Source organism: Shewanella putrefaciens (assembly GCF_016406325.1).
Classification (GTDB): domain Bacteria; phylum Pseudomonadota; class Gammaproteobacteria; order Enterobacterales; family Shewanellaceae; genus Shewanella; species Shewanella putrefaciens.
In genome coordinates, this window is the sequence record NZ_CP066370.1 from 1,654,754 (window position 1) to 1,677,466 (window position 22,713).

General features: G+C 41.7%; 24 protein-coding genes. 10 read left to right on the plus strand and 14 right to left on the minus strand.

Going from position 1 to position 22,713, the window contains the following annotated elements:
• The first annotated feature begins 21 nt into the window (after positions 1–21).
• From nrdG to JEZ96_RS07355, 4 genes are all read left to right on the plus strand, one after another.
• Positions 22–483 carry an anaerobic ribonucleoside-triphosphate reductase-activating protein gene (gene nrdG / locus JEZ96_RS07340; protein WP_025008243.1) on the plus strand — a complete coding sequence of 154 codons (462 nt, stop codon included), beginning with the start codon at positions 22–24 and terminating at the stop codon, positions 481–483.
• 114 nt (positions 484–597) lie between these two features.
• On the plus strand, positions 598–954 hold the full coding sequence (locus JEZ96_RS07345; RefSeq protein WP_011789841.1) for a YibL family ribosome-associated protein: 357 nt from the start codon (positions 598–600) through the stop codon (positions 952–954).
• 255 nt (positions 955–1,209) lie between these two features.
• Entirely contained in the window at positions 1,210–1,821 is a 612-nt protein-coding gene (ribA, locus tag JEZ96_RS07350; RefSeq protein ID WP_011789840.1) for a GTP cyclohydrolase II, read from the plus strand.
• Positions 1,822–1,992: 171 nt separating this feature from the next.
• On the plus strand, positions 1,993–2,784 hold the full coding sequence (locus JEZ96_RS07355) for a hypothetical protein (RefSeq protein ID WP_229781406.1): 792 nt from the start codon (positions 1,993–1,995) through the stop codon (positions 2,782–2,784).
• Positions 2,785–2,878: 94 nt separating this feature from the next.
• On the opposite strand, the gene JEZ96_RS07360 is transcribed toward JEZ96_RS07355, so the two are convergent.
• The 5 genes from JEZ96_RS07360 to JEZ96_RS07380 all read right to left on the minus strand — a co-directional run bounded on the left by JEZ96_RS07360 (position 2,879) and on the right by JEZ96_RS07380 (position 7,991).
• On the minus strand, positions 2,879–3,331 hold the full coding sequence (locus JEZ96_RS07360; RefSeq protein WP_128090111.1) for a FlxA-like family protein: 453 nt from the start codon (positions 3,329–3,331) through the stop codon (positions 2,879–2,881).
• A gap of 152 nt (positions 3,332–3,483) precedes the next feature.
• Positions 3,484–3,852, minus strand: a complete 369-nt coding sequence (locus tag JEZ96_RS07365; protein WP_014610319.1) for a VF530 family protein — start codon at positions 3,850–3,852, stop codon at positions 3,484–3,486.
• 138 nt (positions 3,853–3,990) lie between these two features.
• Complete coding sequence (locus JEZ96_RS07370; protein ID WP_011789836.1) at positions 3,991–5,439, minus strand: carbon starvation CstA family protein; 1,449 nt, start codon at positions 5,437–5,439, stop codon at positions 3,991–3,993.
• A gap of 162 nt (positions 5,440–5,601) precedes the next feature.
• The gene (btsR, locus tag JEZ96_RS07375) at positions 5,602–6,312 is read right to left on the minus strand and encodes a two-component system response regulator BtsR (RefSeq protein ID WP_025008245.1); all 711 of its coding nucleotides are present in this window, start codon (positions 6,310–6,312) and stop codon (positions 5,602–5,604) included.
• The gene (locus tag JEZ96_RS07380; protein ID WP_198779873.1) at positions 6,309–7,991 is read right to left on the minus strand and encodes a sensor histidine kinase; all 1,683 of its coding nucleotides are present in this window, start codon (positions 7,989–7,991) and stop codon (positions 6,309–6,311) included. The genes btsR and JEZ96_RS07380 overlap by 4 nt, the downstream gene beginning before the upstream one ends.
• Before the next feature lie 128 nt (positions 7,992–8,119).
• Here JEZ96_RS07380 and JEZ96_RS07385 point away from each other — a divergent pair, with 128 nt between their 5' ends.
• Positions 8,120–8,362 (plus strand): YecH family metal-binding protein, encoded by a 243-nt coding sequence (locus JEZ96_RS07385; protein WP_011789833.1) that lies wholly within the window; start codon positions 8,120–8,122, stop codon positions 8,360–8,362.
• An 84-nt stretch (positions 8,363–8,446) separates the two neighbouring features.
• Here JEZ96_RS07385 and JEZ96_RS07390 read toward each other — a convergent pair whose 3' ends face one another.
• From JEZ96_RS07390 to JEZ96_RS07410, 5 genes are all read right to left on the minus strand, one after another.
• Positions 8,447–8,788 carry a ribbon-helix-helix domain-containing protein gene (locus JEZ96_RS07390; RefSeq protein ID WP_011789832.1) on the minus strand — a complete coding sequence of 114 codons (342 nt, stop codon included), beginning with the start codon at positions 8,786–8,788 and terminating at the stop codon, positions 8,447–8,449.
• Positions 8,775–9,443 carry an AAA family ATPase gene (locus tag JEZ96_RS07395; RefSeq protein ID WP_011789831.1) on the minus strand — a complete coding sequence of 223 codons (669 nt, stop codon included), beginning with the start codon at positions 9,441–9,443 and terminating at the stop codon, positions 8,775–8,777. The genes JEZ96_RS07390 and JEZ96_RS07395 overlap by 14 nt, the downstream gene beginning before the upstream one ends.
• A 77-nt stretch (positions 9,444–9,520) precedes the next feature.
• A complete protein-coding gene (locus tag JEZ96_RS07400) occupies positions 9,521–9,823 on the minus strand; it encodes a PilZ domain-containing protein (RefSeq protein ID WP_011789830.1) in 303 nt (100 codons plus the stop codon).
• 154 nt (positions 9,824–9,977) lie between these two features.
• The gene (locus tag JEZ96_RS07405) at positions 9,978–10,382 is read right to left on the minus strand and encodes a phosphate-starvation-inducible protein PsiE (protein ID WP_011789829.1); all 405 of its coding nucleotides are present in this window, start codon (positions 10,380–10,382) and stop codon (positions 9,978–9,980) included.
• A 283-nt stretch (positions 10,383–10,665) separates the two neighbouring features.
• A complete protein-coding gene (locus JEZ96_RS07410) occupies positions 10,666–11,175 on the minus strand; it encodes a DUF2062 domain-containing protein (protein ID WP_011789828.1) in 510 nt (169 codons plus the stop codon).
• Between the two features lie 31 nt (positions 11,176–11,206).
• On the opposite strand from JEZ96_RS07410, the gene JEZ96_RS07415 reads away from it, so the two are divergent.
• Genes JEZ96_RS07415 through JEZ96_RS07430 form a run of 4 tightly spaced genes read left to right on the plus strand, consistent with a single transcriptional unit; the run spans position 11,207 to position 16,552 of the window.
• Positions 11,207–13,531: a DNA internalization-related competence protein ComEC/Rec2 gene (locus tag JEZ96_RS07415; RefSeq protein ID WP_025008246.1), complete on the plus strand. Its 2,325-nt coding sequence runs from the start codon at positions 11,207–11,209 to the stop codon at positions 13,529–13,531.
• A gap of 32 nt (positions 13,532–13,563) precedes the next feature.
• Positions 13,564–15,372: a lipid A export permease/ATP-binding protein MsbA gene (gene msbA, locus JEZ96_RS07420; protein WP_061782704.1), complete on the plus strand. Its 1,809-nt coding sequence runs from the start codon at positions 13,564–13,566 to the stop codon at positions 15,370–15,372.
• A complete protein-coding gene (lpxK, locus tag JEZ96_RS07425) occupies positions 15,373–16,386 on the plus strand; it encodes a tetraacyldisaccharide 4'-kinase (RefSeq protein ID WP_025008248.1) in 1,014 nt (337 codons plus the stop codon).
• Complete coding sequence (locus JEZ96_RS07430; protein ID WP_011789824.1) at positions 16,373–16,552, plus strand: Trm112 family protein; 180 nt, start codon at positions 16,373–16,375, stop codon at positions 16,550–16,552. Before lpxK ends, JEZ96_RS07430 begins: the two co-directional genes overlap by 14 nt.
• A gap of 70 nt (positions 16,553–16,622) precedes the next feature.
• Here the strand turns inward: JEZ96_RS07430 and JEZ96_RS07435 are convergent, their stop codons facing one another.
• Entirely contained in the window at positions 16,623–17,087 is a 465-nt protein-coding gene (locus JEZ96_RS07435) for a hypothetical protein (RefSeq protein WP_011789823.1), read from the minus strand.
• Positions 17,088–17,237: 150 nt separating this feature from the next.
• Here JEZ96_RS07435 and JEZ96_RS07440 point away from each other — a divergent pair, with 150 nt between their 5' ends.
• Positions 17,238–17,927 carry an energy-coupling factor ABC transporter permease gene (locus JEZ96_RS07440; RefSeq protein ID WP_061782703.1) on the plus strand — a complete coding sequence of 230 codons (690 nt, stop codon included), beginning with the start codon at positions 17,238–17,240 and terminating at the stop codon, positions 17,925–17,927.
• Positions 17,928–17,984: 57 nt separating this feature from the next.
• On the opposite strand, the gene JEZ96_RS07445 is transcribed toward JEZ96_RS07440, so the two are convergent.
• From JEZ96_RS07445 to JEZ96_RS07455, 3 genes are all read right to left on the minus strand, one after another.
• Complete coding sequence (locus JEZ96_RS07445) at positions 17,985–18,341, minus strand: glutathione S-transferase N-terminal domain-containing protein (protein WP_025008249.1); 357 nt, start codon at positions 18,339–18,341, stop codon at positions 17,985–17,987.
• A gap of 290 nt (positions 18,342–18,631) precedes the next feature.
• On the minus strand, positions 18,632–21,895 hold the full coding sequence (locus JEZ96_RS07450; RefSeq protein WP_025008250.1) for a DUF748 domain-containing protein: 3,264 nt from the start codon (positions 21,893–21,895) through the stop codon (positions 18,632–18,634).
• Between the two features lie 236 nt (positions 21,896–22,131).
• Positions 22,132–22,512, minus strand: coding sequence for a VOC family protein (locus JEZ96_RS07455; RefSeq protein ID WP_011789819.1), 381 nt, complete (start codon positions 22,510–22,512; stop codon positions 22,132–22,134).
• Between the last annotated feature and the right edge of the window lie 201 nt (positions 22,513–22,713).

Genomic DNA, 22,713 nt, shown 5'->3' on the forward strand with positions numbered 1-22,713 from the left:
GTTGAACCTAGGACTGAGTTCATGAATTATCACCAATATTATCCCATCGATGTGGTCAATGGTCCGGGAACCCGGGCAACCTTGTTTGTTTCAGGCTGTGAGCACCAGTGTCGTGGTTGCTATAATCAAAGTACTTGGGATGTGCGATCTGGTCATCCTTTTGATAAAGCAATGGAAGATCGTATTATTGCGGATCTTAATGATAAGCGCATTGTTCGCCGAGGCCTGTCACTTTCCGGGGGCGATCCTTTATTGCCCGCTAATCTTGAGGCGGTATTAGCCTTAGTTAAACGGGTCAAAGCCGAATGTGAGAATAAAGACATTTGGCTATGGACAGGTTATGTACTTGGTGACCTATCTGAACAGCAAAAGGCTGTGCTTACTTACATTGATGTGCTGGTTGATGGAAAATTTGAACAAAGTTTAGCGGATCCAAGTTTACCATTTCGAGGTAGCAGTAATCAGATCATACGTTTGTTATAAAAGCGGTAACGAGGATCTGCAACTTGCTGTTATAATCCCAAGCCTTGACACAGATGCTAGCATAATTAGGCTAAGATTTTACTGTGGCTAACATAGGTAATTTAAGGTAACAGAATGAATTTAAAGCAAGAACTGCAGCAGCTTAATGATAAGCTAGATAAATTTCGTCGTAAACTTGCTGCGGCTGAACAACGAGGTGATGAGGCTGTTATTGCTCAGTTCAAACGCGAAATCGCTGCAGTCACTAAGCAAATTAGCAGTGTAAAAGGCCAACATACACGCTTATTGCATAAGCAGGGAGATGATATTAAACATCTGCCTTTTCATCGAGCGTTGACTAAAGCAGAACAAGCGGACATGGGGCAATTGAAAAAGTCCGTTAAGGGTCTGGTTGTGGTTCACCCAATGACGGCACTCGGCCGTGAGATGGGATTAACCGAAGTGACGGGTTACGCTCCTGCGAAGTTTTAAGACTCAAGATACGTAAATCTGGCACGAGTAAATAGGGGAGAACAAGTATAGATTCGAGTGTCGATGATATGCTACTTCCCTCATTGTCAGGTCGGCAATCAGATATAATCAAACCTGATTTATATTGCAGTTGATTGAATGGATTGCCCAAGACACTTTAAAATACGGTGCTCGTTGCTTAAGAGCCTAACTTAGTTTTGTTTTTAGGGATGTTTCTTCGTCTCATGGAATGAGAGTTGTCGTTAAGGTTATGTCATGTCGATAAAATATGTCGCGACGTCAAAGTTACCCACTCCTTGGGGTGTGTTTGCTATGCATGGTTTTGAAGATACAGAAACAGGCAAAGAGCATGTCGCACTCACCTTTGGAACACTTAGTGCTGATGAGCCTGTTTTAGGCCGTATCCATTCAGAATGTTTGACTGGTGATGCGCTATTTAGCCTGCGTTGTGACTGTGGTTTTCAGCTACAAACGGCTATGCAAAATATTGCCGAAACAGGTTGCGGTTTTATTTTATATTTACGTCAAGAAGGCCGTGGAATTGGCTTGTTGAATAAGATCCGCGCCTATGAGTTACAAGATAAAGGTGCAAATACGGTTGAAGCAAACGAGCAATTAGGTTTTCCTGCGGATATGCGTAAGTACGATATGATCAAACCCATGCTTGAGCAGATTGGTGTGAAGCACGTACGTTTAATGACCAATAATCCGCGCAAAGTCAAAGCGATGAAAGAGTTTGGTATAGAAGTCGTTGAACGAGTTCCTCTGCAAGTGGGCAAAAACCGTTATAACGAAGCCTATTTAAAAACCAAATCCACAGAGCTAGGCCATATGATGTCCGAATATCATTTTGTAGATGAAGACTAAGTGTTTTGAGCTAATAACTGGTTAAGTCATATAAACTAGGATGGTTTAAGTCAATTGAGCCCTTTTTTTAGCCGGTTATACTTAAAAAATTTACCTGTGTCGGCGTGGCTATTAGGGAGCCTTATTCCTAATGTGACGTTGGCGCAGGCCTATCTATCAGAGCAAGATTTCATCCCTTCTTCACCAACGAGCAATCATTTAGCCGCAGAAAATCAGAGTAATCCTAATTCTGTATATGCTTTTGGTAGCTACCTTGGCACAGGGGTTTATCGAGCGGCAGAACAAAATGCTACGGTTGTGAGCGTTCCGCTTTCCTTCGATTTTCAAAAAGACAATGACAGCCAAACATGGCTACGCTTGCCTCTCTCCTTTGGTTTTTTTGATTATTTAGCCCAAGATCTCACCGAAGGTGAATTTCCTTCATCCGTTGGGACTATGACGGTCACTCCAGGTGTTGAGCACCATTGGCAGGCAAGTGAAAACACGCGTATGGAGGCCTATTTTGATGTGGGTTTTGGAACAAACTTCGATACCAGTGAGAATGTGGCAATTTTAGCGACAGGTATAAGTACCTTATATGATTTTACTCTGGGTGGAGAAGAGAGTGTTTGGGTATCGAGATTACATTTTGCTGGCTATAGTGAACGAGTTGGTCATCTCACAGACCAATTTGCAGTACTACAAACTGGTATTGATATAGGGCTTTCACCTCGTTGGCAATGGCAAAATATCCAAGTTCAACCCAGACTATTTGTACTCGGTTATTGGTATTTTAATGCACTCAATTTCAGTAGTGATAGTGAACAGGATACGGTCGTTTCGGGGAGTTATGAACTGGGTGCGACCTTTGCTTTTTCTAAGCCTATAGGTGCAGATTTACTCAGTATCGACCGAATTGGCTTAAGTTATCGCACAGGTGATGGATTAAGCATTTGGCGTTTATTATTTAGTTTTCCTATTTAATATTAATCCAGTTCTAATTCACTTCTACACACTTGAAACCCCGTCAAAGCGCTAAAAAGTTAACATCTTAACCGCTATTTTTTAAACATAGCTATTACCCTGCCGATTTCTGTGTATCCCGCATCTTCTTATCCATTAAGACAGCTATTTGACTACTAAGCTGTAATATTTGCTCTTGGATCAGCTTGCGTTGTTGCTCAGCCGCTTCTGAATTATCACCTTCAAGCTTTGCTAGCATTTCTTGCAAGGCTTTTATCTGCTCTTTTATCCGTTCGATTTGTTGATCAATTGGAGAGGTGGCTTTTTCTGATTCAGCGGCTTCGGCTTGTTGTTTTTTCTCTGCGTTACTTTCTCTTAGTGCGGAGCCAAAATCGGTGGCTAAAGCCGTACGACCAGCATTGGAGATTGATACAGTATCTTGGCTGCTATTCTCTTCAGTGCTATCTGTCGTGGCGGCAGATGATGTTGGAGATATGGCAATATAAGCACTGGATACGGGTTTAAATATAGTGCCACTTGCCGCATTGTTTAATCCATTAATATTCATCGAGGGCTCCTAATTACGCCTGATATGACAAGACTCAACTTGGTATCGGCAGGGAATTAAGATACTAAAGTCATTTTTTATGCGCAACATAATCGTTAAGAAGGTAGCCCTGATGTAATAAGGGCCAAAGCTAGAAATAAAGTGACAGCGACTTAGTTTTTCTTACCCCATATGTGGCTGTTGATATCATCAGTAGGTTGAGACTTATTTTGTACAGATGTTTTTATAGTCTGCCCTTGATTGGCCGAATGAATCTTGTTCGCTTTTTTAGGAGCAGTAGCGGTTACATTTTTCGGTGGGGGTAAAGGTAGCTTATTGGCTTTTAGGTATAAGTATTCTACTTTCTCCCTTGCCCAGTCGGTTTTTCTTAAAAAACGCAGGCTAGATTTAATGCTGGGATCATGGGTAAAACAACGGATTTGTATTCTCTCACCTAATTCTTCCCAGCCGTAACGCTCGACTAAATCAGTCACTATGGTTTCGAGTTTAATGCCGTGTAGTGGGTTATTTGCTTGAGTCATATTCTGTATATTGCAATGAACTATGGTCGAGATTATAACAGTTTTATAGGCAGAATTAGAGGCGTATTTGCTAACATAAAAACAGGCACTGTAATAGTGCCTGTTTAGTATTATCCATTTAGACGTGAAGCGATAAACTTAGGCTTCGTCTGGTAGTTCTGACTCGTTATCAATTTCACCTTTACCTTTCATTTTCACTATCAGTAGGCCAGTGATGACTAAGGTTGAAATTACGCCCGCAACGGTTGATAGGGTCATTGGCAAACCCGCACCTAAGGTGGCTGAGTTTAGCAGGAAGGTGATAACCACGGTTGTCATAAACATTGCTGGAATTGTTGTGATCCAGTGCAGTTTATTATGGCGTAATAGGTAAGCAGAAGCCGTCCATAACATTAATACTGCCGTCGCTTGGTTTGCGACGCCGAAGTAACGCCAAATCACACCAAAATCGACTTGAGTCAGCATGCCACCAATAATAAACAATGGGATAGCTAACACTAAGCGTTTTGGCAGCGCAACTTGTGGCATTTTAAAGAATTCAGCCAAGATCAGGCGAGCTGAGCGGAAGGCCGTATCACCAGAAGTAATAGGTAGAATAATGACACCTAGGATTGCCATAAAGCCACCAACTGCACCGAGTAAACCCGTAGAGGCTTCATATACTACGTTGGCAGGATTACCGGCCATGCCAGTGCTAAGACCTTCTACACCACCGAAGTAGGATAGAGCAATTGCACACCATAGTAATGCAATGATGCCCTCACCAATCATGGCACCAAAGAACACGAAGCGGCCATTGGTTTCATTTTCGACACAACGTGCCATTAGCGGCGACTGGGTTGCATGAAAACCGGAAATCGCGCCACATGCGATAGTGATAAACAATGCAGGCCAAAGTGGCATATCTTTAGGGTTTAAGTTTTGGAAGAAATCTCCTGCTTGTACATTAGGCAGTAAAGTATGCTCGCTTGATAAAATAATCGCGAAGGCAAGACCAAATGACATGAAAAACAGTAGCGCACCAAAGAAGGGGTACAGGCGGCCGATAATTTTATCTACGGGGACAACGGTAGCGATCAGATAATAACAGAAGATAATACCAACGAAGATGCTGACATCCCAGCCTGTTAGCTTGCCTAGTAGCCCTGCAGGTGCAGAGATAAATACCACACCAACGAGCAACAATAGGATGATGGCAAATACATTCATAAAATGTTTTGCGCTCTTACCTAGGTATTTACCTGCTAGATTCGGGACGGATTGACCACCGTTACGGACTGACAACATTCCTGAGAAGTAGTCGTGTACAGCACCAGCAAAAATACACCCTATGACAATCCATAACATTGCTGCTGGACCATAGAGTGCGCCGAGGATAGGACCAAATATCGGACCAACACCAGCAATGTTCAGTAATTGGATTAAATAGACTTTACCCTTAGACATAGGTACATAGTCAACACCGTCAGTTTGAGTAAACGCAGGTGTTTGACGTTTAGCGTTGATACCGAAAACCTTTTCGACAAAAGCACCGTAAATAAAGTAACCGCCGATCAATAAACCGACACAGAGTAGGAACCACATCATTTTGTTATCTCCCCATTTGAGTTGCGAGGAGTGTAAACAAGTTGTTTACATAAAACAGTGCAATCTTACTTAGTGGTCGAAAATGTAGGGTTAGCGGCAATAGGATGGCTTGAGCGGTTTTTTGTCAACATCAGTCTTTAGATGGAGAGGTACGCTTGTGGGTTATTGGAAACCAAAAAGCTGTTTTAAACTCTTAAGATAACGGCGTGACACAGGCACTTTCCCCCCTGAATGTGTTGTGACTTCTGCTCCAGTATCCAATAATTCAATTTCAGCAATGGCCTTAGGTGCGATTAAGTACTGACGATGACAACGCACGAGTGGTGTTTTTTCTTCGAGTACTTTCAAGGTTAATTGGGTATGGACTTTGCCTTTTGTGCAAGCCACATGGATCCCACTTAAATCACTAAAGACATATTCAACATCCGCGATTGAGATGACTTTCAATTTGCTACCACTGTAGCAGGGCAGGTGCTCCAGACTTGTCGGAGCGATAGAACTCACGGCCTGTGGCGTGAGATTTTTACGCACATGTTTTAGTGTTTGGCAAAGTCGGTCGGCATCAATGGGTTTCAGTAAATAGTCAAAAGCATGATTATCAAAGGCCTTGACGGCAAATTCATCGTAAGCAGTGACAAATACAATTTTAGGTAGGTTATCGGGATCGAGCATAGCAATCAGCTCCATTCCAGAAATCCGCGGCATTTGAATATCAAGGAAAATAAGCTGAGGCTTTTCTTTGGCAATGATTTGTAATGCTTCTATTGCATTGCTGCATTGCCCTATGATTTCCAGATCGGCTTCTTGACTGAGAAGTTCGGTGAGTTCTTCACGAGCAAAAGGTTCATCATCAACAATTAAACAAGTGATCACGTATTGGTTTCCATAGGTTCAATTGGAAGGCGGATAATGACGCGAGTGTATACATCTCGCTCACATTCTACAGTTATGCCGTATTGTTCGCCAAATAGGTTTTGGATACGCTTATGGACTAAGCTCATACCCAGCCCTTCAGACCCCGAAGTCGGCTCATATAAACCAGCATTATCAGTAACATCTAGTTCTAAAATGTTGTTTTCCAATTTGCCTGTTACTTTAATTTGTCCTTGTTCAATCATATGAGATGTACCGTGCTTTACGGCATTTTCAATGATAGGCTGCAAGGTAAATGCAGGTACCTTACAGGGATATAAGGGTTCAGGAATTGCGATGTTGACCTGTAATTTATCAATAAAACGCGCTTTTTCAATAGTGAGATAGGATGCGATGTGATCTAACTCATCTCCAAGGGTAACTAGGCCTGTTGTACGCTTAAGATTAATACGCAAAAATTGTGATAATTGCTGTAATAGCTGTTTTGACATATCAGGATCGCGTTTGATAATGGCACTAATAGTATTGAGAGCATTAAACAAAAAGTGTGGATTAACCTGCGCTTGGAGCAATTTTAATTCGGCTTGAGTGAGTAAATTTTGTTGTTGCTCGAAGCGACCATATAGGATTTGATTCGATAATAGCCGTGCAATACCTTCACCTAACGTTCTATTAATATTCAAAAATAGCTTATTCTTAGGTTCATACAGTTTAATTGTACCTATAACTTCATTATCACTACGCAGTGGAATCACGAGGCTAGAGCCCAATTTACATTGACTTGAAATTGAGCAGGCATAGGGGGTTTCAACGCCATCGGCAAACATCACTTTATTCTGGTTAATGGCTTCTAGGGTTATTTGAGATGAAATAGGCGTCCCTGGAAGATGATGATCAGCTCCTATACCAATAAAAGCTAAGAGTTTTTCTCTATCTGTGATCGCAACTGCACCGACATTGGTTTCTTGGATCACAATCTGTGCAACTTTACCGCTACTTTCCTCATTAAATCCTTTAGAAAGTAAACCTACACTCCGCTCAGCAATTTTTAGGGCCTTGGTTGAAAAGCTCGAGGAAAGCTTATCAAACATGGTTTTTTGATCGCGGATCATACTCATAAATAGAGCCGCACCGATAGAGTTGACGAGTAACATAGGTGGTGCAATTTGGCGAACCAATTCCCATGCGGCGTTAAATGGGCTTGCAATCAGTAAGATAATACTCATTTGCATCATCTCTGCGTAAAAGGTGACTAAACAAACCAGCAGTGGATTATAGATAAGTTCACTTTTACCTGCTCTACGCAGATAAAAACCAATCATACCGGCAGACAATCCCTCCATCGTTGTCGATATGGCACAGGCAACATCTGTAAACCCTCCCATAGTATAACGATGCAGCCCACCTGTGAGTCCAACAAGAAAACCAGTAACTGGCCCCCCCAATAATCCACCGAGTACCGCTCCCATGGCACGAGTATTCGCAATTGCACCGGACGTTTGTTCACCAAAGTAGGTTGCCATAATGCAGAAACAAGAAAAAATCAGATAGATGAAAACCTTGTGGGGCAGCCGAGGAGAGGTCTCGGCAAAAAGCTTAAATAATGGGGTTTTACTGACTAAGTAAACGATCACTAAATACAGTGACATCTGTTGGGTCAGTAATAGGATCAAGGACATAATGGCTCACATTATCGTCACAGATGTCGGCGTACAGATTCAAATTGACAGTATGTGCGCGAGATCAGAGTTAAAATTTAACAGTTCGGATATAAAGAACAATATTAATTGCATCTTTTGGAGAGGGTATGTCCGATTCTGTTCACGGTCATGATGTTATGGCGCTGATGGTAGCCCATGGTGACGCTATTTTAAAGTCTGAATTGATTTCCCTGATGGCACAAACATTTGGTGAGTCTGCTCGCTATCATACTTGCAGTATTGAGGGATTAACTGCATCGGAGTTGATTGATTTTTTAGTGACTAAAGGTAAGTGCCAAGAAACTTTGCAGGGAATGACTGTTGTTGCAGGACGTCAATGTCATCACTGATTATCCTTACTAACTTGAAGTGTGTTCGAGCGTGTTGATATTTAGAGATTGAGATTAAATAACCCTAAGCATCACACGCTTTTGTCAGGTATCTTCTTCCTCTTTATTAATGAGTCGATATTGTTCATCTGTTGAACGATGGCTGAATTCGTCAATTAACATTCGCAGTAACCGCGACTTTGCAATTTTGGTTGCTTTTGAAAGGTTATCGAGCTGGGAGATACTGGTTTCTGTTAGGGTAAAAGTGGCATGTCGATATATTTTTACTGATTTTTTATTTAACCCTTGATTCCCCATTTTTGGGGCTGCAGTTAATTGACTCTCTTTACCCAAGGCGTAATTATTCGCATCTTCGATAAAATCATCCACAGAAATAGGGGTGATAATGTGTTTGGGTTTCTTGCGTTTAAGATCAGTTAAGCTCATAGCTATTTTCTGGTGGTAATGTGAATAATTCATCCACAATGGCACGAATTTCATCAGCGGCTTTTCCATCGGGTTCGATTTCGATGACAGAAGAGCCTTTTTCTTCACTATCATCATAAATGTTACGACAAAAAGTGACCGAGTTGAGTACCTTCAATCCAAAGGACTGTACAACTTCTTTGGCTTCTAAAATCCGCTTAAATTGTGTAGGAAGTGCAGGGCATTGCGTGAGCACAATAGTGGCAACCATTTTAGGATTGACCATTTTACAGGTGCTGAGCATATCTTCCATGTGGGGTAGCGTTTTAAGATCCCGCCTTTTGGGTCTTAAAGGGATCACAACATAGGCTGCGACTGACATCGCAGCGCGCATTGCAAGGTTATCTTGGCCACCACAGTCTACTATCACGTAATCGAATCGCTCATTTAAGCTGAGTAAATCGTTACGTATTTTCCCGTAGAGTTGAATACAGTTAATCGGGGGTAAACTTGGGTCATTATTTCTGGCTTGGATCCAATCTGAAGTCGTTCGCTGTGGATCGCAGTCAACCATAAGAACATTGGCTTGAGATTTTTGCTTGATATAAACCGCGATATTTTGTGCGAGACAACTTTTACCGCTTCCTCCTTTCTCTCCGCCTACCAGCAATATCATGGTGACATCCTCTGACTGAATCTTTGAATTAATTCAGTGTAGAACAGCCCCATGAACCCTGCATAGCTCGAATCAAATTAAAGTAATTGCATGGCAATATGATAGCTTTTCTCGTGGCATTGAGCGCAGCGACAGACTTGACCTTTTACGCTATTTTCTTCGGGAGTATGGGGATTGAAAGTGACCTCAACTAGCTCGCCGAGTGCGAAAGGATGTTTATAGTCAAACATGATACCCTTCCTCGCTAAGTCAATACAGACACCATCATCACAATGGCTAACGCCATCTTGATCGATCCAATTTAGGAGTACTCGTTCTGCTTCCATATCGACTCGCAGAGAGGCGCGTTTTTCTTCAAAGCCACTATGATGCTCACCCATAATTTAATTGCCTTGTAAATAATTGATCTTTGTAGAACTAGCATAATTGCTTTTTGGCAGAATACCAATGTGAAAGCGAGGTCTTTGGTGAGAGTTTTAAATAAGGACGGTAGTGCCACTGAATGGGGACAATGGCACTGACTCGGGTATGTGATTAGTTGTCGTATTCTTGATTTTTTGGGTAAGGCATTTTTAGTTGGCCCCAACGGATCACAATTACGGTTGCAGCTAAGATTAAGGTTGATAGTGAAATGGCTGCAATTCGCCAATCATCCATACTTTTCATATCCAAAATCAGATAACGCGCTAATGCTACGATAGCAATATACAGTGGCATCCGTACGGGTAATTTACCCGATTCAGCGTAGTTGGCCACCATAGCTAAGACTTCAAGATAAATAAACAGTAAGAGTAAGTCTGCGAGCGCTACCGCACCAGCATTAAAAATATGAACAATTTCCTGTCCAATTGCGACGACTGTTGCAATAGCAATAATGATTAATACGAAATGTTCTACGGCTTTAAGGCCTTTTGCCCCGTATTGACGATAAAATGGCATATAAACTCCCTACGCAATATTTTTATAAATAGTAACAGCAAAAGTGGGTTAATTAGGGAAAAGTGCGTGAATTCTCTGTGACTCAATTCACAAGATAGATATCGGCCACAGTATAAAGAGGTAGGCGTTAATCTATGGGGGCATAGAAAACATTAATGTACCAACAGAACACCGATAATGTTGAACTATTCAGGTATTTAATTTCTATCATCAAAAAGTATACAGGGAGCACAAATTTTAAGTAGTTAAGCTATCGATAGGAGTAAGTTAGCTATCAACGAAACTACTTATGTTGGCGTTTTTGCCATTTAAACATAATGGAATATTTCCACAAATTACTGATAAGCAAATAACCAATCGAAGAAAAAATTACACCTAATACCAAACAACCGACTAAAAACGCAGGGCCAATTGTTGTGAGTGATGACTCAATCCATTGCCAACTGGCTTCGAAGGCAAATTCCTGCGGGGCATGGTCTAAAATTTTTGCGCCCAATAAATAAGCACCATAAAACATCACAGGCATAGTGAGTGGATTCGTAATCCATACTAATGCAACGGATACGGGGATATTGACATTAAATAGAATGGCAAATGCCGCTGCTGCAACCATTTGGAAAGGCATAGGGATCCATGCGACAAAAAGACCAACAGCAAAAGCGCCGGGGGCGGATTTTCGGTTCAGCGCCCAAAGATTTGGGTTGTGTAGTAAGCGCCCAAATATGCGTAAATGTTTATGTTCACGTAGGGTTTCAGGCTTAGGCATAAATTTTTTGATTAATTTTTTTGGCATAGCTGAAATTGCTGTCTTAACTTAATTCACTATGAATCGATTCATCTTAGGCTTTAGTGCCAGTTTATTATCAGCGATGTTATGGCCATCGTTGCCGCCTGTAGCTTATCTACCCTATCTTTTGGTCGGGGCTTTAATCTTATATCAAAAAGCACCGCTTTGTTCAGGTGTACTCTTTGCAATGCTGTGGCTAACGGTTTTTTGCTTAGGATTATCTAGGCAGGACCTTCCTGTGCAACAACAACCTCTACAGGTGAGGGGTGAAATCATATCACTAGTTAGCCAAAACAGCGACTGGCTTAGTTTGGATATTGCCATCATTAAACCAAATTTAATCTTAAGACCCCGCGCAAAACTAAGATTGACATGGAAAGCGCCACCAGACGTGGCAGTCGGGCAGGTTTGGTTATTCACTATTACACCTAAAAGTGTGTCTAATGTGCTGAACCAAGGCGGATATAATGAGCAGAAGCAATTAATTAGTCAGCATATTGTTGGTAAAGGACGAGTGATAAAAGCGGAATTAATTGAGAGTCAGCCTTCCTTAAGAAATCAACTCGTATCGGCATTAGCTCCTCAATTGGCGCCATTGCAACAGGGAGATCTTCTACTGGCGTTAATTTTGGGAGATAAGCAGCTTATTTCATCTGAACGCTGGCAAATGCTAAGGCAAACGGCAACAGGGCATTTAGTGGCAATATCAGGCTTACATTTATCTGTGGTTACAGCATGGATTTATGCTGTGATGATATTTGGATTAACTCGTTTTGTTCCTCATCCTAGTCGGCGAAATTGGGTTTTTGCGTTGTTACTGTCAGGCATAGGCGCTGCATTTTATGCTTATTTAGCGGGTTTTGGGATATCGACACAACGTGCACTGGTGATGATATTACTCTTAATGTTACTCAGTTTATTAAAGCGGTTTTCGAGTCCATGGGAACGCTTGTTATTTGCTTTATTTATGGTGCTATTGATTGATCCTCTTGCTTGTTTAAGTGCTGGGTTTTGGCTGTCATTTTGTGCATTAGCCATTATTTTGTATACCTTAGAGGCCGCTCCTAAAGTACACCAATTAACTAATGACATCACCCCTTTAGGGCGTGTTCGTGCAGGGTTATTGCAATTTTGGTCTATTCAATGGCGATTGAGTCTTGGGCTTGGATTCGTGCAAGCGGTGCTTTTTGGTGGCATAAGTGCACATAGTCTGTGGATTAATATGCTTGCAGTACCTTGGTTTAGTTTTGTGGTTATCCCCATCGCAATGGCGGGCTTTGTGTGCTGGTGGATTGGTACTGCGCTTGGATTCTCCTGGATGGGCTTACTCGAACTAAGCAATTGGGCCTTGATGCCCTATGGACAATTATTAGCGATAAGCGGTCAGTTACCCATTCATTGGCAAGTGGTCTCCGAAAGTGTATTGGCATTGGCATTGTGTGGAGTATTAGGCGGTGTATTATGGCGTTACATCCCTAAACAACGTCTATATTGGCCTTGGCGTTTTATAGTGAGCTTACTCTTTGTTCCGTTTCTCTTATCATTTTTATTAAAATGGTTACCTTTAAAGTCAGCGACTTGGTCAATGCATTTATTAGATGTAGGGCAGGGGTTAGCTGTTGTTATAGAGAAAGAAGGCCGAGGACTAATTTATGACACTGGCGCCGCATTTGGAGAGAGTTTTAGTTACAGTCAACGGGTGATTATTCCTTTTTTAAATGCTAAAGGGATCCGAGAAATTGACTATGTGTTTATTAGCCATAGCGATAACGATCACGCTGGCGGAGCCTCTGCTCTCTTAGCGGCTTATCCTAAAGCTCAATGGATAACCGATGTAACTGAAATAGCTGGAAAGGGCTGTAGACCTCAGCAAATTAACTGGCAGGACCTTAAAATAAGCATCATTTTTCCACAAAAACCAATAGCGGGAAATAATGGTTCTTGTGTCGTGCGCATTGATGATACTCAGCAGCGTGTCTTATTGACGGGGGATATTGAAAAAAATAGTGAAATGAAATTATTAACGCAAGTCAAAATGCAGCCGACGATATTAATGAGTCAAGTCTTAATCGCTCCACACCACGGTAGCAAAAGCTCATCAACCGAAGCATTTATTGATGCAGTTTCCCCTGAGCTTGTTCTTTTCCCCGCGGGGCTCGGAAATCGATACGGTTTTCCTAAACCCGTGGTGGTTGATCGTTATCAGGCGCGGAATATCCCTCATTTAACCACAGGAATAGAAGGGCAGATTAGTGTGATTTTTCGCCATGATAGTCGAGAAGTGAAAACCTATAGGCGCGATCTTGCGCCATTTTGGTACAACCGCTTGTTTAGATTTGGTGACTTGATTAATCCAGAGTAGAATGTGCACTTTGCCATAATTTAGTGTTATCAATGACAGCATCTCCTAATAACGAAATGTGGGTAGTTTTCAAACGATTACTGGGCTATCTCAAACCAATGAAAGGCATGTTTTTGCTTTCCGTTGCCGGGCTTATTGTTTATGGGGTCGTCGATGCGGCCTTCATCGCTTTTATCGGCCCCTTTATCGATAAAGGATTTTCAAGTGGTGCCCCTACTGCAATCAGTAGCAGCATTGCCTTGCCGAATAACCAAGGGTTTCATGCCAACAATGATGTGTTAATGATGGCACCACTTGTGGTTATCTTAATGTTTTCCCTACGAGGTCTTGCCAACTTTATTTCAACCTATGGCATCTCTTATATGAGTGCTCGTTTGATCATGGATATGCGTCAGCAAGTGTTTGAGCATTATCTCAGCCTACCCGTAAGCTACATGGATAAAGAAAATACGGGAAATTTAATATCTAAAGTCACCTTTGATACTGAACAGATTGCAAGGGCATCTGGTAGTGCATTGATTTCTATTGTAAGAGACAGTGTTACTGTGATGGGGATGTTAGTACTCATGTTCTACAATTCGTGGAAGCTATCCCTTTGTATCTTGGTGATTGGCCCGCTTATGGGGTTGGTCATGACTATGGTCAGTCGCCGTTTCCGTAAGGTTTCTAAGCAAATTCAAACAGCTATGGGAGGGGTGAGTGCGACCACAGAGCAGATGATTAAAGGCCATAAAAACGTTTTAGCCTTTGGTGGACAAGAAACTGAAATTGCTCGTTTTGCAAAGGTGAATGATAAAAATCGTAATCAAAATATGAAATTAGCCGTAGCTCAAGCGATAAGTCAACCTGTGATTATGGTGATTGGTTCTTTCGCTTTAGCATTTGTACTGTATGCCGCCAGTTTAGACAGTATGAAAACGGATCTTACCGCTGGGACATTTGCCACTATTTTGGGTGCGATGATGGCCATGTTACAGCCCATCAAAAACTTAACCCGCGTGAATGCTGAGTTTCAGCGTGGTATTGCTGCTTGTACCACAGTGTTTGAATTATTAGATACTTTACCTGAATCCGATACAGGAACTTACACTGTTAAACGGGCTCAAGGTAATTTACGTTTTGATGAGGTTTGTTTTAGCTATGAAGGCCAAGAACGCCGAGCCCTCGATCATGTCAGCTTTGAGGTTAAACAAGGCCAAACTTTGGCATTAGTAGGGCGTTCAGGCTCGGGTAAATCAACCATTGCAAGTTTGGTGACGCGTTTCTACACAGGGTTAGAGTCTGGCGATATTTTGCTCGATGATGTGAGTATTTATGATTACTCGTTGAAATCACTACGTAATCAAGTGGCTCTTGTCTCTCAACAAGTGACTTTGTTTAACGATACTATTGCTAACAATATTGCTTACGCATATCCAGGTGAAGTGACCCGTGGGCAAATCATTGAGGCGGCAACACTTGCCCATGCGATGGAGTTTATCGATCAGCTTCCTGAGGGATTGGATACACAAATCGGGGAGAATGGCGTGCTGTTGTCTGGTGGACAAAGGCAGCGTATTGCCATCGCACGCGCTATGTTGCGTGATGCACCTGTGCTTATCCTGGATGAAGCGACTTCAGCGCTTGACACTGAGTCTGAGAAAGCGATCCAAAAGGGACTTGATAATTTGCGTCAAAACCGCACTTCAGTGGTTATTGCTCACCGATTATCAACCATTGAAAGTGCAGATCAGATCCTCGTGGTAGACCAAGGTCGTATTGTTGAGCGAGGCACCCACAAATCCTTACTGGAAATGGGTGGTATGTATGCCAAGCTGTATCAAATGCAATTTGGTAACTAGATGCAAACGCTCGTTAATAAAATTTGGTATCAGGGCCATCCATTACAATGGCTGTTACTGCCTTTATCCTTTGTATTTGGATTCATCACCTTTGTGCGCCGAGGTTTATTCCAATTAGGGTTAAAAGCGCAAACCATACTCCCTGTTCCTGTGATTGTGGTCGGTAATATTACGGTAGGCGGAAGTGGTAAAACGCCAATGGTCATTTATCTGATCGAGTTATTACGTGCACATGGTTTTAATCCTGGTGTGATAAGCCGTGGTTATGGTGCGAATATTGATGGTGTTAAGCAGGTTGCCTATAACGCAAGTGCCACCGATGTAGGTGATGAACCTGCGATGATTGTTGCACGCTCTGGTGTTCCTATGGTTGTCGGTTCTAAGCGTGTAGAGGCTGCAAATGTCCTTATCGCTGAGCATGGCGTTGATGTGATCATTTGTGATGATGGTTTACAACATTACGCACTTGGACGGGATATTGAACTTGTCGTCATTGATGGCCAACGCCGTCTAGGAAATGAGTATTTACTACCTGCAGGGCCCTTAAGGGAAGGGCCTTGGCGGCTTAAAGACGTTGACTTTGTGGTTATTAATGGCGGCAATGCAGATGTGGGGCAATTTGAAATGCAACTGGCACCGACACAGGTAAAAGCGGTGGATGGTAATATCATCACCACTGACTTTGATAAATCACAGCCTCTTGTCGCTATAGCTGGTATTGGTAATCCCACTCGTTTCTTCGATTCGTTACAAGCGCAAGGCTATCAAGTGGTGTTATCCCACGGGTTTGATGACCATCAAGCCTACGATAAAAAACAATTATGTGATTTGGCAAAAGACCTTCCGCTGATGATGACCGAAAAAGATGCGGTTAAATGTCGCGATTTTGCACAAGAAAACTGGTGGTATTTGGCGGTCAATGCCAAGCTATCGCCACAATTTGATGAGCAGCTATTAAGCCGTCTTCACGAGGTGGTTGCTGCTAAACAAGGAAACTCTCATGGCATTCGATAAAAAACTTCTGGATATAGTAGCTTGCCCTGTATGCAAGGGAAAACTTGAGTACGATAAAACTGCACAACAGTTGATCTGCAAAGCGGATAAATTGGCATACCCTATTACAGAAGGTATACCTGTACTATTGGAAAATCGTGCCACTCCAATAACAGAAACGGTGTAAGCTAACCAGTGCTAACCTGTAGTGTATGCGCGTAGTGTCATTTATACGCGCATATACGCGCATTTTTTCGTTAAAATTGCACAAATTTTTGTCTATCTGCGTCAGTTGCACCTTCTTTGCATTCTCCGCGTATTTCACCTCGCCCAGACTCGATCATACGACTTAATTCGAAGTATCCTTCGCGGCAGTAACCTGTCATTTCTAACGTTTTTATGAGGCCAAGTTCTACCTGCTGCCCCCAGATTTCGAGTATTGCTTCCTTCTCCTTATAGCTTCTACGCAGTTCTTGGGGATCCTGTGATTTTTGACGCATTCGATCTTCATGGGGGAAAGGGCGCTCAGTATTGTCCCTGATTGACGCTTCATCAATAAGATTCGCTTGATAGATAAAGAGTTTCAGACCATCTGCTTTAATATCAGTTGTTAACCTATCTTTTAATTTACCTGCTAATTCAGTTGGATCAATGGGAGCGCTACTACAGGCGATAAGCGATATACAGCTTAGGGCGACAAGGCTGATAGATCTCAATGACATAATCAATTTTTTACTCGTAGGTTATTAACTTCCAGAAGAATACCTTAATATGGAGGCAAATATCATAGAATTATGGCGATTTTTGCTATATGACTTTTTACTGCGTAAGGTCTGATGAATAACGGACATTGAAACAAGGAATAAGCGTTGATGTGGGAGTTTTGGTCTGGTCAACTAGCGCAAATTGAATGGAGTATGAGTTTAGTCCAAGTGATCGCTTTAGCGCTGTTGGTACTCTGGGTTTATATTATTTGGCCGAAGGAAGAGTTACAGCAAGTTGCGAAGGATAAGGGGCTACAGCGGCGATTGCTACTGACGTTGGTCGTCATCAATGCACTATGGCTTTTAAATGCCAGTATCCAGCTCAGTTTGCATTTGCATTTCTTAGGGATAGTGACCTGCTTATTGCTGTTCGGTTGGCGGTTAGCCACAGTCAGTTTGCTATTGCCTTGTGCATTTTTCAGTCTTTTTGTCCTAAAACAACCGGGTGTATTTGGCGCATTTGGTTTATTTGCTATAGCGATACCACTGTTTTTATCTTTCATGTTGTATAGCCGCAGCTACCATCTTTTTCCCAAACATATCTTTGTTTTTATCTTTGTCGGTGCCTTTATTAATGCGGGATTATCAACGGTATTTCACCAGTTTAGTTGGGCAATTTGGTTGTGGTTTTCAGCAGATTATAACTGGGAGTTATTAGTTGATAACTACTTAATTTTAATACCATTGCTGGCTTTTCCTGAAGCATTGTTAAATGGGATGGCTGTTACACTGCTGGTGGTGTACCAACCCCAGTGGTTATTTGATTATTCGGATCGCGAATATTTATGGCGAAAATAAAGTTAGGTTTATCTATCGATAGAAGGCACTTAGCTTGGACTAGGTGCCTTGGATATTTTATGCAAAACGTTGTTCTAAGTAATTGATAATATCTTTAGATTCGTACAACCATTGCACTTGACCATTTTCTTCGATTCTTAAGCAAGGTACTTGCTGTTTGCCACCTTGAGTCATTAACTCATCCTTATGGGGAGATTTTTTCGCATCAAGTGTTTGAATATTCAGCCCTTGTCTAAGCATTGCTCTGCGTACTTTTACGCAAAATGGGCAGGCAGGATATTGATAAAGTGCCATAGCTTGGGTTTCTGCATCAATTTTTTGTTGCTCCTCCTGCGGACGTTGTCGCTTATTAGGTGCAAAAACAACGTTTAGAAACAAAATAATCCGGCCTAAAATCCAGCGAATAATGAACATGAGTACCTCGAGTAAAAGTCGAATTGAGCGCGTTACAGGTGCCTATTATCAAGTACGCTGACGAATCAGTTGGATGTGTCTGATTAGTCTTATATTGTGGACCGTGTGATCGCCTTCGCATAAAGCGGCAAAGTGTAACCTAATGCGCAAAACAATGCACGAAACGGTCCGTAGCTTAAGTTGTAACAAGTGTGGTAGGCCATGAAATATTAGTTAAGCACCATGAAGGAAACGCCCTGCAAATTGCAGGGCGTTTAGCTGCGCGGGAGGTTACGATTTAATCGCGTAATTTATTTTACATCAATCGTCATATTCACTTGGGCAGCGTTTGGGTTCAGTGTGACTCGACTTTCAAGTAAAAAAATTCGCTCTGGTGAAATATCTTTGGCATCGACTAGATAAGCTTTCACTGTTTTGGCCCTTTCTTGAGCGAGATCCCCTAGCATGCCATTGGTGACATTTTGAGCTTTAACTGACAAGTTATAGAGGGCGATATGCCAACGAGTCAGTATATCTTCAGCCGATAATGATGTCTCTTTTGTATCATTCAGTACTGTGTCTTTTACTAATTGCGGATCTGCTTTTACTTCCTGTTCGTACAGTTTTACCAAGGCTTCTGCGAGTGCTCCTTTTGTTGGGAATTGGCTTGGGCTTAAGTCTGTAGGGAGTTCATTAAAAGGAATATTTGCAAGTTTAGCTAATTTACGCTTCATCATACGTTCAGCAATTGCTTGGCTATCGTTAATCGCATCAACTTCACCTTCAATGCTCAGTTTGAGCATAGGTCTATCGATTAACGCATTGGCAAGTTTATCCAAGTTTGCTTGTGCTTTGCTATCGAGGATAACGCTTCCTTCACTGAAGCTAATTTTATCTAAAGTTTCATTTGAGCCGACTAAATTCGCGAGGAATGAGAATGGTGCGGTAACGGCTTTAGTGATCACGTTAGTGATGGCTGTCATGATAATACTTCCCACGCTAAAACTGGGAGAATCTAAATCTCCTGAAACTTCCATACCGAGATCGATAACGCCGTTACGGTCTTGCAATAATGCAATGGCTAACGTAATGGGGAGACTTGTGGCTAAGTCACTATTACTGGGCTTGCCGAGTTTTAGTTGATCTATGACTAAGTGATTCGTGCCTTTTAGCTGGTTACGCTCAAGTTTATAATTGAGCGCGAGGGAGAGTTGACCTTTATCAATATAATAACCTGCATAGGTTCCTGAATAGGGATTCACGGATGTGAGTTCAACACTCTTAAATACGAGATCGAGATCAAGATAGGGCATATCCAACAGGGGGTTAATATCCCCTTTTAGGGTCACGGGGGCATATTTATCAATTTTACCTTTGATATCAACAGAAGCTTTTGTTCCTGGAGTTGAAGATAGATGACTTATATGCCCATCAAGCAGTTCAATGCCAGAAGCAAAATTGGGCGTTAAAGAATTATCGGCAAAATAGGCTGAGCCTTGACTAAAGCTGATTTTTTGAATGTCTAAACTTAACTCAGGTTTGTCGTGGGTAACACTTTCACGAGTTTGGTTACCCGTATTTTTAATGTCAGAATTTCCCGTTTCGGGGACGGTAACATTAGGCGGTGTTTTTACGACCAAAGTGTTATCAGCGGACGTTTCAACAATCAGATTGCTGATATTTGTACTTCTATCCTTGGCAATAACAATTTTAGCGTAGGGCTGATTAAGGGCGAGATGGTCAATTTTTATTTGATTCTTTTGCTGGTCAAAATCTAGCTGATTAATATGCATTTTTTGCCATTTAACTAATGGCGCATTGCGTAAATTATCTAGCACATTCAAGTCATCCAGCTCGACACTGCCGCGATAAATTGCTTGGCCTTTAGCATCGGCATTTACCTGTCCCTGTGAACTCAAGAGGCCACTTTTAAGCTTGATATTTACATAGGGCGCTAAATAAGGTTGAAATTGCGCTAATGCCAGTTTATCCATTTGCAATTTGGCATCAATGGACTCACTGGTTAGATCAACTTGCCCTTGTGATGCGAAACTCCCTTTATCATTGATAGCAAAGGATAGTTCATATTCGATAGGTGCTTTTAAGTCACTCACTATGGTCTTAGTGGCAAAATTGAGTGGGTATATGCGCCATTGTTGAGGTGAAGGCGTGAGTTTTTGTTCACTGAAATTAACATCATAGTTTTCAAGGGTGAGCTTATCGAGTTGGACTAACCATGAGGGCGTGAGTTGTTCACTTGTGTGCTGTCTATCCGCAGTGTTTGCTAAGGTTGGAGATGTCGCCAAATCTTCTTTATTAGTTTCTTCATTTGGTGCCTGAGTGGGATCATTAGCCTTTTTAGCCGTAGACGTTTGAGATTGTGCCATCGATTTTGGGGTTAGGAGTTTTGCAAGATCAACACCTTGTTCATCGAGGATCACATTGAGGGATAATCCATCACTATGTATTTGGTTGATATTAATTTTTTGCCGTTGCAGATCGGCTGCAATGCCATCTATTGCCAGTAGAGGAAGCGTCAGGACTGGAGTGTCTTGGTTTGTCACATTGAGCTTCTCAAGGATCACTTGTCCACGATTAGTCATGACTTGTAGAGAGCCATTATCAGGTAGATCAACCCGATAATGTGACTTTGCACTTATTTCGCCATTTTTAAGCGTAATATCAAAGTGGTCATCGATAAATTGCCACACTGTACTGAGTTTTAACTTTGCGATTTGGATATCACCGTCGAGCATAAACGGGAAGAGTTGAAATTGCCCTTCTAGGCTTATTTCTCCTTCATGGACATCCTTAAATTGCATTGCAAAGTGATTATTGATGACATTTGAGGAGACTATTTCTGTCGAGGCAGAAGGACTGGCCTCTGGAGTGGGTTCTCTTTTTAGTGTTTCGAGCGAGGACGCTAACGTATCTTTCAACGCTGATGTCGTTGTTGTCATTATATAGTCAGTATCTAATTGACTGACTTTAATATTAATGCTTGGGTAATTGATGTTTGCTTGGGTGATATTGTCATCGAAACTAAACTTACCAGCATCTAAGGTAAATAGGCTGAGTAATATTCGCAGCGGTTTAGTTTGCTCATTGGACTGATGTTGCGTTGTGGGGGCGATATTTTCGTTAAGGGTTATCAATATATCGTCAAAATTAAATGCTGCTTTATCTTGTGTTTGAAAACGGTGGATATGAATATTGGGTTCTTGTAGATGAAGATTTTCAATAACCAGCGCCCTTTTAAAAATAGATTGCCAAAAGTTAAGTTGGAGCTGGATCCCTTTACTGGAGACAAAGGTTTTTTCATCTTTTTCGTTAATAGTCAGCCCGTCAATGTTTACTTTAAATGTGAATGGATTTATACGAATGTCATCAATTATCACTTGACGGCCTAGCAATTGAGAGAGTCTTTCAGGTGCGAAAGACACCATACCGAAAGGAATAATGAGCCCTAAGGTCGCCACATAACAACAATAGAGCATCGTGAGATAAACGAGCACCCGTTGGTATCTTGGGCGTTTAAAGAAAGATTTTTTTAAGGTCGAAAGCGGGGAATGCATAGTAGAATCAAGGCTCCGATGCGTAAAGTAGAGTGAAATCTATCAACAAATGGAGCCATTCTAGCGAATAACGCCTGAGTTTACACATTTTGTTTTATGTTTTTACTAGTAAAATCTGAGTGTTACTTTACCGTAACTCGTTTAACTTTTAGTTGAAATTAAACAATAACCAAAGCTTCACAGATGTTACCTTAGTATTTGTTCTTGCTGAGCTTACCTACTATAGCAGGCCTATTTTAGGCGGTGGTGTAGCTTATTGCTGCAATAATGGCGCCCTGTGGATCTTTAATCCAACAAAATCGACCTACGCCCGGAATATCTTCAGGCCCGAAGAGAATATCGCCCCCCAGTTTTTTAGCATTTATGGCGACGAGATCGACATCTGCAACCGTAATATAGCCTGTCCAATGGGAAGGAAATGCTGGAATTAAGTTTTCAGTAATACCTCCAATACTTGAACCTTGGTTTTCAATAATGTGGTATTTTCCATGGGGTGTCCTGACAGTTCTAAATTGCCAGCCAAATATTTCACCATAGAAAAGCATTGCTTCTTTGGTGTTTATGGTAGTGAGTTCGTGCCAGCTTAAGGCTCCAGCAGTGTTGAACGCAGAGTCCATGGGCGCATCCTTTTGTTGTTAGTGTAAATTAATCATCGTAGGTTGAGGGGCATATTACCCACTTAGAGTGTAGTCGAGGCTCATTAAGAATTCATAAGTCGATCTCGAAATCTTCCATCATTTAACGCTGCATTGGATTAAATTAAGTTAATGTTAATAAATGGTATTATGGGAGTTTGTGTTCGTTTTATCTTTAATGTC